Genomic DNA, 7,865 nt, shown 5'->3' with positions numbered 1-7,865 from the left:
GTCGGGTCCCGCTGCAGCGCCACGTCGAGGAACGGGTCGGCCGGCACGAAGAGCACCACGAACTCCGGCGGAGGTGGCCACGGACATCGCCGCGGCGATCCGGGCGGCCGGCCACGTGACCGTCGACTTCGTGATCGTCGCGGCCGGCCCGAACGGCGCCAGCCCGCACCACGGCACCTCCGACCGGCCGATCGGCGCGGGCGAGCCGGTGGTGGTGGACATCGGCGGCACGATGCCGTCCGGCTACCGCTCCGACTGCACCCGCACGTACGTCGCCGGCGGTCCCGCCCCGACGGAGTTCACCGACTACTACGCGGTGCTGCACGAGGCGCAGCGGGCCGCCGTCGCGGCGGTCCGGCCCGGTACGACCGCCGAGGCGGTCGACGCGGCGGCCCGGGACGTCATCGCCGCCGCCGGATACGGTGCCGCCTTCCTGCACCGCACCGGCCACGGCATCGGGCTGGACGGCCACGAGGAGCCGTACGTCGTCGCGGGCAACCCGCGACCGCTGGAGGCGGGGATGGCGTTCTCCGTCGAACCTGGGATCTACCTCGCCGGGCGGCACGGCGCCCGGATCGAGGACATCGTCGTCTGCACGACGGACGGCGTCCACCGGCTCAACACCACCCCCACGGAGCTCATCGCGCTATGACCGTCGACCGGATCCTCCCCACCGACGAGGCCCACGACCTGCTGGACCTCGCCACCGAGCTCGCCGACCGGGAGCTCGCGCCACAGGCCGCCGGCTTCGAGGAGCGCGCCGAGTTCCCCCGCGAGGTGCTGCGGACGCTCGGCCGCGCCGGGCTGCTCGGCCTGCCGTACGCCGAGGAGCACGGTGGCGCCGCCCAGCCGTACGAGGTGTACCTCCAGGTGCTGGAGATCCTGGCCGGTCGCTGGCTCGCGGTCGCCGAGGCGGTCAGCGTGCACACCCTGTCCTGCTACCCGCTGGCCCAGTTCGGCACCGACGAGCAGCGCAAGCTGCTGCCCGACATGGTCGGCGGGGAGCTGCTGGGCGCGTACTGCCTCTCCGAGCCGCAGGGTGGCTCGGACGCCGCGGCCCTGACCACGAAGGCGGTCCGCGACGGCGACTCGTATCTGGTCTCCGGGACGAAGGCGTGGATCACCCACGCCCGCGTGGCCGACTTCTACAACATCTTCTGCCGGACCGGCGGGCCCGGCGCCAAGGGCATCTCCTGCCTGCTGGCCGACCGGGCCACGCCGGGGATCACCCCGCAGGCCGCCGAGCGGACGATGGGGCTGCACGCCTCGCCGGTGGCGCAGGTCGCCTTCGACGAGGCGCGGGTGCCGGCCGACCGGCTGATCGGCGGGGAGGGGATGGGCTTCACCATCGCCATGTCGGCGCTGGACTCGGGCCGGCTCGGCATCGCCGCCTGCGCGGTCGGGCTGGCGCAGGCCGCGTTGGACTACGCGGTGGGGTACGCGAAGGAGCGGCAGCAGTTCGGCCGGGCGATCATCGACTTCCAGGGACTCGGGTTCACCCTCGCCGACCACGCCACGCAGATCTCGGCCGCCCGGGCGCTGATGCTGGCCGCCGCGCGGCTGCGGGACGCCGGCCGCCCGTACTCCATCGAGGCGGCGAAGGCGAAGCTCTTCGCGACCGACGTGGCGATGCGGGTGACCACCGACGCGGTGCAGGTGCTCGGCGGCGCCGGTTACGTGGCCGACCATCCGGTGGAGCGGTACATGCGGGAGGCCAAGGTCCTGCAGATCGTGGAGGGCACCAACCAGATCCAGCGGCTGGTGATCTCCCGGGCGCTCGCCAAGGGGTGACCGGCGGGGCGGTCGCGTAGCCTGTGCCGGTGACGTTCCCGCGGATCACCGTCGACCCCCAGGTGATGGGTGGGGCCCCCTGCGTGCGGCAGTCCCGGGTGCCGGTGGCCATGATCCTCGCGATGATGGCGGACGGGATGACCGCCACGGACATCCTCACCGACCTGCCGTTCCTCGAGGAGGACGACATCACCGAGGTGCTGCACTACGCCGCCGACGCGGTCCGCGAGCGCGCCGCCCACTGACCCACACGGAAAGGGCGTACCGGACTTCGTGCCGGTGCGCCCTTTCCGTGTGTCTGCCCTTGACGGGTTCATTGGAAAGTATAGACTTACCGTTCGTGAGAACTTACCAAGGGCAGGTGCTCGATGCCCTGGGCGACGCGACCCGGCGGTCCATCCTCGAGATGCTCGTCGCCGGCCCCCGTTCCGTCGTGGAGATCGCCGCGGACCTGCCGGTCAGCCGGCCCGCCGTCTCCCAGCACCTGAAGGTGCTCAAGGACGCGCACCTCGTCTCGTCGACGGCGGTCGGCACGCGTCGCCTCTACGCCGTGGACCCGCGCGGGCTGGCAGCCGCCCGGGACTACTTCGACCAGTTCTGGAACCAGTCCCTGGCCGCGTTCGCGCAGGCCGCCGAGAACCCACCGGAGGAGTGACCATGACAGCCCGAACCACCGACCAGACCACGGCCGTACGCGCCAGCGTGGAGATCGCCGCCACGCCCGAGCACGCCTTCACCGTCTTCACCGCCGACATCGACCGGTGGTGGATCCGCACCTACCACCTGCTCCCCGGCGACCTCAAGGAGGTCGGCGTCGACCCCCACGCGGGCGGTCGCCTCTGGGAGGAGAACGCGGCGGGGGAGGTGTGCACCTGGGGGCGGGTCCTGACCTGGGATCCGCCGCGCACCTTCGCCTTCGCGTGGCTCATCGGGCCCGAGTGGACGGTCCCGGCCGAGGACGCGCCCGGCAGCCGGGTCACCGTCACCTTCACCCCCACCGACACCGGCACCCGGGTCGACCTCGTGCACGACCGGCTCGACGCCCACGGCGCCGGCTGGGAAGGGGTGCGCCGCGGAGTCGCGGGCGACGGCGGTTGGCCGACCCTGCTGCGCCGGGTCGCCGAGGCCGCCTGACCGGCGCCGCCTCGCAGGTGTCTCCGGCGGACCGCTTACGGTAGGTTGCACGCCGTGGAGGAGATCGACCGTGCCATCGTCGCCGCGCTGACCGCTGACGGTCGGCTGTCGTACACCGACCTGGCGGAGAAGGTGGGACTGTCGGTCTCCGCGGTGCACCAGCGGGTGCGCCGGCTGGAGCAGCGCGGCGTGATCCGGGGGTACGCGGCCCGGGTGTCCTTCGAGGCGCTGGACCTGCCGTTGACCGCGTTCGTGGCGATCCGGCCGTTCGACCCGTCCCAGCCGGACGACGCACCGGAGCGGCTGGCCCACCTGCCGGAGATCGACTCGTGCTACTCGGTGGCGGGGGAGGACTTCTACCTGCTCCTGGTGCGGGTGGCCGGTCCGTCGGACCTGGAGCGGCTGCTCCAGGAGATCCGCACCGCGGCGAACGTGACCACCCGGACCACGGTGGTGCTGTCCACCCCGTACGAGAGCCGGCCGCCGAAGATCAGTGCCGACCCGTCCGGTCGGTCGCGGTCCCGGGCTCCGGGGGAACCGGCTGGTTCCACCGCAGGATGACCCGCCGGCCGTGCTCGTGGCCGAGCACGCTGACGGTGGCGGTCTCCAGCCGGAACAGCCCGCCGGCCGACGGCGGCAGTCCGAGCCACCGGGCCCCGAGGACCCGCAGGTTGTGGGCGTGTCCGACCACGGCGACGGTTCCCGTCTCCACGAGCGGGTGCACGCGGGCCAGCAGCCGGTCCAGGCGCTCGCCCACCTCACTGGGGGACTCCCCGCCGGGGCAGCCGTCGGACCAGATCGTCCAGCCGGGATGGTCCTCGCGGATGTCGACGGTGGTGCGTCCCTCGTACTCGCCGTAGTTCCACTCGGCGAGGTCCTCGTCGGTGGAGGCGACGGTGAAACCGGCGAGCTGCGCGGTGCGCTGCGCCCGGACGCGGGGACTGCTCAGCACGGCGGCGAAGTGCCGTCCGGCGAGGAACCCGCCGAGCGCGCGGGCCTGCCGCTCGCCGTCGGGGGTCAGCTCCAGATCGGTGTACGAGGTGTGCCGGTGGGTGGCGCTCCACGTGGTTTCGCCGTGCCGGATCAGTACCAGGTCTCCCATTCGTCCAGTCAACCAGTTCGCTTCCCGCTCCGTTCACCTAGCTTCCTAGGACGCACTACCGGGTGTGCGGACCCACACCCGACCGCGAAAGCCCGCCGGCAAGGGAGGGAGGCTCGCGTGCGGGGATCAGCAACGGAGATGGCCGGTAGGGTCGCCGGCGTGGCCGTCGTCCGCTCGTTGGTGCTGTTCGTGCTGGCCGCCCTGGCCGAGATCGGTGGCGCGTGGCTGGTCTGGCAGGGCTGGCGGGAGCACCGCGGGCTGTGGTGGATCGCCGCGGGGGTGATCGCGCTGGGGTGCTACGGGTTCGTGGCGACGTTCCAGCCGGACCCGCACTTCGGGCGGATCCTCGCCGCGTACGGGGGTGTGTTCGTGGCGGGATCGTTGGCCTGGGGCGTGGTGGTGGACGGGTTCCGGCCGGATCGGTGGGACCTGGCTGGCGCGGCGATCTGCCTGGTCGGCGTCGCGGTGATCATGTACGCGCCTCGGGGCTGACCGCGCGGTGACCGTCGACGAGGAGCATGACGGTCATCAGGGCGGTGATGAGGGTCAGGTGCAGGGCGGCGTTGACGACGGCGCCGACGGGTGCGGTGGCCGCGACGGCGAACGCGGTGATCAGGCGGCTGAGCGCGTGTCCCTCGCCCAGTGCGTGACGCTGGTCGGCGACGGCGAGGAGGAAGAGGGCGACGCCGCCGGACAGGCCGAGGGCGGGCGGCCAACCGGCGGGGGTGTCCGGGTGGGCCACGACGGCGTGCAGGCCGGTGGCGGTGGCGATGATGCCGAGCAGCAGCAGGAAGTGGCTGACGATGTAGACGCGGGCGGCGAGCCGGGTGCGGGTGGCGTCGTCGGCGTGGTGCAGGACCGTCTCGGCGTACCGGGTGTCGGTGAAGTAGGTCCACCAGAGGGTGCCGGGCAGGGCGAGGGCCAGGACGACGGCTGCCGCGGTGGTGAAGGGGACGTTGTCGTGGGGTACGCCGATGCCGATGGCGACGACGGACTCGCCGAGGGCCACGATGACGAGCAGGCCGTGGCGTTCGACGAAGTGGGCGGGCCGGATGTGGAAGCTGGCGGCGGCGCTGATCCAGGAGTGGCGGGGCAGCAGGTAGGGCAGGACGGTCTGGGTGAAGACGGCGGCAACCCACAGGGCGCGTACGGCGGGACCGGTGGCGAGGCCGGCGGCGATGACGAGGGCGGCGGCGCCGAGGTTGTAGGGGGCGAGGCGGCGGACGCCGGCGCGGGCGGTGCTGCGGCTGAACAGGGTGAGGTGGACGGTGACGACGATCAGGTAGCCGAGGCCGAAGAGCAGTCCGCTGCCGGTGAAGGCGTCGGGGATGGCGACGGCGGTGAGCAGGAACCCGGCCATGCCGGCGAAGAGCAGGAACTTGCGCGCGGGGCGGCGGGGCGGGAGGTGGTTGGTGAGCCAGGCGTAGCCGCTGTAGAGGTACCAGAGGAGCCCGAGGATCAGGATGACGCGGGTGAGGCCGGTGCCGTCGGGTTTGTCGAGGAGCAGCTGGGAGAGCTGGGTGATGGTGAGGACGAAGACGACGTCGAAGAACAGTTCGACGGGGGTGACCCGGTCGGCGGCGTCGGTGTCCCGGGTTGGGCTCCCCATGGGGCTGACGCTAGCGGCCGGTGTCGGGTCGGGCGGTGGGAACGGCGTCACCCCCGCGCACGGGTGGTGGCGGGGGTGACGGGTGGTGCGGGTCAGTCGTCGCGGTGTGCGGCCCACCACTGCTGGCCGGTCTCGGGCAGGGTGTCGATCGGGTCGTAGTAGGCGTAGCGCTTGTTGAGCGCCTCCAGGTCGGCGGACTCGATGGAGGTGCGGTAGTTCTTGGTCCAGTAGGAGATGCCGCGGTCGCGGTCGTACTCGGTGAGCATGTGCACCCAGCGCTTGCCGACGAAGGGCACGTCGCAGACGATGCGCGGGGTGGCGTAGCCGGGCAGGTAGCCCATGATGTCGTGCTGGAGCTGTTGGGCGTGCCAGACGGGGACCCGCCAGTGTTCGGCGTTGGGGATCATGTCGCACATGTAGAAGTAGTACGGCAGGATGCCCGCTTCGCCCTGGAGGGCGAAGCAGAGGTCGAGCAGGTCGGGGGCGGTGGCGTTGACGCCGCGCATGAGGACGCCCTGGTTGCGGACGTCGCGGACGCCGACGTCGAGGGCGGTCTGGGCGGCCTTGGCGACCAGCGGGGTGATCGACTGGGCGTGGTTGACGTGGGTGTGGATGGCGAGGTTGACGCCACGTCGGGCGGCGGTGCGGGCGACGCGTTCGAGGCCCTCGACGACGTCGGGCTGGAGCCAGTGCTGGGGCAGGCCCATGAGGGCCTTGGTGGCCAGCCGGATGTCGCGGACGGTCTCCAGTTCGAGCAGCCGCATCAGGTACGACTCGAGGTTGCGCCAGGGCACGTTGGCGACGTCGCCGCCGGAGACGACGACGTCGCGGACGCCGGGGTGGGCCTTGAGGTAGGTGATGTGGGCGTCGTAGCGGTCGACGGGCTTGAGGGTGAGCTTGAGCTTGTCGACGGCGGGGGTGGAGTTGCCGACGAGGTCCATCCGGGTGCAGTGGCCGCAGTACTGGGGGCAGGTGGAGAGCAGCTCGGCGAGGACCTTGGTGGGGTAGCGGTGGGTGAGGCCTTCGGCGACCCACATGTCGTGCTCGTGGAGTGAGTCGCGGCTGGCGTACGGGTGCGACGGCCAGTCGGTGCGCCGGTCGGAGGCGACGGGGATCATGTAGCGCCGGATCGGGTCGGCGAGGAACGCCTCGGTGGTGATCGGCGCGAACGGCACCATCGTGTTGATCATCTGCGGCGGGACCAGCATCGACATGGTCGCCAGGGCGGCCTGGTCGGCGGCGAGGTCGTCGTAGAAGGTCTCGTCGACGAGGTCACCGAGCACTGTGCGCAGCTGCTTGATGTTCTTGACGCAGTTGACGCGCTGCCACTGGGCGTTCTCCCACTGGTCGCGGGTGACGTGTCGCCAGCCGGGGAAGCGGGTCCAGTCGGGTTCGACCAGGGGGCTGCGGCGGTACTCGTAGGGCTGTCCGGCGGTGGGGACCGCGACCGGCGTGGGGCGGGGCGCAGGGATGGTCTCCACCGGTTGGGTCTGGGTCACGGCCCCTCCTCGATGCGGTGCGGATGATCAGCGGCTCCGAAGGCTACTGGAAAATATCCGGCGAAGAAATTAGTCTGCCGTAAGTTTTCCCGCTACGCGAGCCCTGGCCGGGTTTTCGGGCGGCTGACAGGGGAGGTCGGCGTGACGTCACCGGTGGGTCTGCACCGCGTCGTGGAACCGGCGGGGGTGCTGCCGCAGGCGGCCTGGCGCCTGGACGCCAGTCCGGAGATCGCGGCGAACGAGGTCCGGATCCGGGTGGAGCGGCTGAACCTGGACGCGGCGAGCTTCCGGCAGCTGTGGGAGAAGCACGGCGGGGACGGGGAGAAGGTCCGCGCCGAGGTCCTGGACATCGTGTCGACGCGGGGGAAGATGCAGAACCCGTTGACCGGTTCGGGGGGCATGCTGATCGGCACGGTCGAGGAGGCCGGGCGGCGCTCGCCGCTGGGGCTGCGGCCGGGTCAGCGGGTGGCGACGCTGGTGTCGTTGACGCTGACGCCGCTGACGATCCTCGACGGTCTGGCGCGGTGGGACGGGCGCAGCGAGCAGGTGCCGTGCGACGGGTACGCGATCCTGTTCGCGCGGTCGATCGCGGCGGTGCTGCCCGAGGACCTGCACCCGGAGTTGTCCCTGGCGGTGCTGGACGTGTGCGGTGCGCCGGCGCTGACCGCGCGGGTGGTCGCCGAGCACGTGGCGCGGCGGGAGCGTGCGGGTGACCCGACGCCGGTGCGGG

At 72.1% G+C, this 7,865-nt stretch carries 10 protein-coding genes and 1 pseudogene; 8 read left to right on the top strand and 3 right to left on the bottom strand.

Translation table 11 applies throughout. The annotated features are described in order from the left end of the window. The 6 genes from AB0I76_RS17950 to AB0I76_RS17925 all read left to right on the top strand — a co-directional run. Nucleotides 1–652, top strand: a 652-nt coding sequence (locus tag AB0I76_RS17950; protein WP_357036349.1) for a M24 family metallopeptidase, incomplete at its 5' end; no start/stop codon positions are given. Next, the gene (locus AB0I76_RS17945; RefSeq protein WP_357036346.1) at nucleotides 649–1,791 is read left to right on the top strand and encodes an acyl-CoA dehydrogenase family protein; all 1,143 of its coding nucleotides are present in this window, start codon (nucleotides 649–651) and stop codon (nucleotides 1,789–1,791) included. The genes AB0I76_RS17950 and AB0I76_RS17945, both read left to right, overlap by 4 nt. A 29-nt stretch (nucleotides 1,792–1,820) precedes the next feature. Beyond that, the gene (locus tag AB0I76_RS17940) at nucleotides 1,821–2,036 is read left to right on the top strand and encodes a DUF433 domain-containing protein (protein WP_357036343.1); all 216 of its coding nucleotides are present in this window, start codon (nucleotides 1,821–1,823) and stop codon (nucleotides 2,034–2,036) included. Between the two features lie 95 nt (nucleotides 2,037–2,131). Continuing rightward, nucleotides 2,132–2,446: a metalloregulator ArsR/SmtB family transcription factor gene (locus tag AB0I76_RS17935; protein WP_357036340.1), complete on the top strand. Its 315-nt coding sequence runs from the start codon at nucleotides 2,132–2,134 to the stop codon at nucleotides 2,444–2,446. Nucleotides 2,447–2,448: 2 nt separating this feature from the next. Then, a complete protein-coding gene (locus AB0I76_RS17930) occupies nucleotides 2,449–2,925 on the top strand; it encodes an SRPBCC family protein (RefSeq protein WP_357036338.1) in 477 nt (158 codons plus the stop codon). A 54-nt stretch (nucleotides 2,926–2,979) separates the two neighbouring features. Beyond that, the gene (locus AB0I76_RS17925) at nucleotides 2,980–3,486 is read left to right on the top strand and encodes an Lrp/AsnC family transcriptional regulator (protein WP_357036335.1); all 507 of its coding nucleotides are present in this window, start codon (nucleotides 2,980–2,982) and stop codon (nucleotides 3,484–3,486) included. Here AB0I76_RS17925 and AB0I76_RS17920 read toward each other — a convergent pair. After that, a complete protein-coding gene (locus AB0I76_RS17920) occupies nucleotides 3,416–4,027 on the bottom strand; it encodes a histidine phosphatase family protein (protein WP_357036333.1) in 612 nt (203 codons plus the stop codon). The two genes, AB0I76_RS17925 and AB0I76_RS17920, sit on opposite strands and share 71 nt — an antisense overlap. Nucleotides 4,028–4,186: 159 nt before the next feature. On the opposite strand from AB0I76_RS17920, the gene AB0I76_RS17915 reads away from it, so the two are divergent. Further along, nucleotides 4,187–4,519, top strand: a complete 333-nt coding sequence (locus tag AB0I76_RS17915; RefSeq protein WP_357036330.1) for a YnfA family protein — start codon at nucleotides 4,187–4,189, stop codon at nucleotides 4,517–4,519. On the opposite strand, the gene AB0I76_RS17910 is transcribed toward AB0I76_RS17915, so the two are convergent. Both AB0I76_RS17910 and AB0I76_RS17905 read right to left on the bottom strand, forming a co-directional pair. Next, nucleotides 4,497–5,636: a low temperature requirement protein A gene (locus AB0I76_RS17910; RefSeq protein WP_357036327.1), complete on the bottom strand. Its 1,140-nt coding sequence runs from the start codon at nucleotides 5,634–5,636 to the stop codon at nucleotides 4,497–4,499. The genes AB0I76_RS17915 and AB0I76_RS17910 overlap by 23 nt on opposite strands. A gap of 92 nt (nucleotides 5,637–5,728) precedes the next feature. Further along, a complete protein-coding gene (locus tag AB0I76_RS17905) occupies nucleotides 5,729–7,135 on the bottom strand; it encodes a lysine 2,3-aminomutase (RefSeq protein ID WP_357036325.1) in 1,407 nt (468 codons plus the stop codon). Between the two features lie 141 nt (nucleotides 7,136–7,276). Between AB0I76_RS17905 and AB0I76_RS17900 the strand changes: the two are divergent. After that, nucleotides 7,277–7,865 (top strand): annotated as a pseudogene (locus tag AB0I76_RS17900) (zinc-binding alcohol dehydrogenase); the annotation flags it as partial.

Origin of the sequence: Micromonospora sp. NPDC049799 (genome assembly GCF_040656655.1) — a bacterium.
Lineage (GTDB): Bacteria > Actinomycetota > Actinomycetes > Mycobacteriales > Micromonosporaceae > Micromonospora.
Note: the sequence above shows the minus strand (reverse complement) of the source record. Positions and strands in the feature narration are given on the sequence as shown.